1 pseudogene is annotated in these 1,565 nt (G+C 55.4%); it reads right to left on the bottom strand.

Going from position 1 to position 1,565, the window contains the following annotated elements:
* Window positions 1–1,199 (bottom strand): annotated as a pseudogene (locus tag DVK06_RS16560) (hypothetical protein); the annotation flags it as partial.
* Window positions 1,200–1,565: the final 366 nt, after the last annotated feature.

Here is a 1,565-nt window from a genome sequence, read left to right as displayed (position 1 = left end):
GAGAGTGACGCCATCGCAGACGCCTCGCCACCGAGTTCGGATAGGTCACGGTTCACCCGCATGTCTGGTGGCATTGCTGTCCGATTTGCTTGTGCGGGAGGCCGGTTGCCGACGCCTTTGCGTGTCCAGTCGATGTTCGTCTGGTCGACTTCCTCTCCCGGAAGGTGGACTACCCCTGCGAGTTCTTCAACGTTCAGCGCGGTCTGGTCGTAGGAAAACTCACGGGCGGCAGTCCGCCGGGCGAGTTCCTTGACGCCCCGCTTCTTGAACGCGAGTGGGATGAACGCCTGCCCCGTCTCGTCGCTGTGGTACTGTGTCGAGTAGACGTTCGCGATCCCGTGGGCGTGGTGTTTCGCGATGTCTGGCGACGAGGCGAAGACCAGAAAGCGAGCGTTGAGGTAGTACGCCTGTTTGCCTTCCTGATTCAGGACGGCTTCAGCTGCTCGGAGGTCCTTTGCTGACGGGTCGTCCAATCGTGGATTGAAGTAGCTCCCGTTGACACGGCCGTAGGTGAGACTGTCGTTGATCTGGTCTGCGCTCCACTCGTGTAGTTTGAGCCCGTCAGTCCAGTTTCGACTCGCAGGGGTGAAGACGAACTGGACGATCGCGACTTCGTTCGAGTAGCCGACGAGTTCGCTCAGGACACTGCGAAGTGGGTCGGACTCGAACGCGTCGGGACCACTCGTTCCGCGGAGTGGCCGGTACTTCTCTTTGTTGAGTTCGAGTTTGCCACCGGACAGATACATCCCCGGTTCGATTTCGGGGAACGGTTTGTCGACGGGCTTGATCTCGGCGTTTGGATACAGCCCAGAGACTTGCTGGCGAAACTCGCGTTGGTGAATCCGGTCTGGAAGGCCGAAGTGGAATTTGACGGTCTCGTCGGTCAGGACAAGCTCGAAGGAGAACTTCTTCGGTCGCTCTCCGAGGTTGAATCGTTGCGCAAGTTCCGAGTGAGTGACGCCCTCGTTGTGGAACCCGGCGATGAGCTCTTCGGCGTATGCTAGTCCGTCTTCCTTCTTGTGTGGACGGACCCGATTGAGGCTGCCTGCGTACGAGTTTGCGGCGTCGTTGATCGTCTCGACAAACTCTTCGGTGACCTGTGGTGCGTCCGGCTCTCTGGCTCCGAGTTGAAGATGCCGGAGGTTCTTGAGCCAGTCTGGGAGCGTATGGTCGTGAATGCGGTTAAGTGGGTTTTGCATATTAGACAACCCCCTCACCAATTGAGTGTCCTACATGCCTGGGAGAATTAACTCGGCTAGTGAGATTATCACCGCGTGTAGACCTCACAAGCTCATTTTCGTGGTCCTGGCTGTCACTGAATCCAATTTGGTTGGACGAACCAGTGTGTAATTGAATTCCAGCTATCTGTGGGTCGTACGAGCAATATATATTTATAATCTCACAGATACTTTGTGTGTTAGAATTTCTGTCTATGGTTACTGATAATCTGTTCCAATGAAATTGGCTTGTAATTGGAAGGCCTTCGTATTCCCAGAGCCTCCCTAAAGAACGGTTCAGTCTCACTATTTACACCTGTGCGGAACGCTTGAGGGCAAATTCGGCAT

The organism is Halorubrum sp. Atlit-28R, assembly GCF_003665955.1.
Classification (GTDB): domain Archaea; phylum Halobacteriota; class Halobacteria; order Halobacteriales; family Haloferacaceae; genus Halorubrum; species Halorubrum tropicale.
The sequence above is the reverse complement of the archived record's forward strand: the minus strand, read 5'-3'. Positions and strand labels throughout refer to the sequence as shown.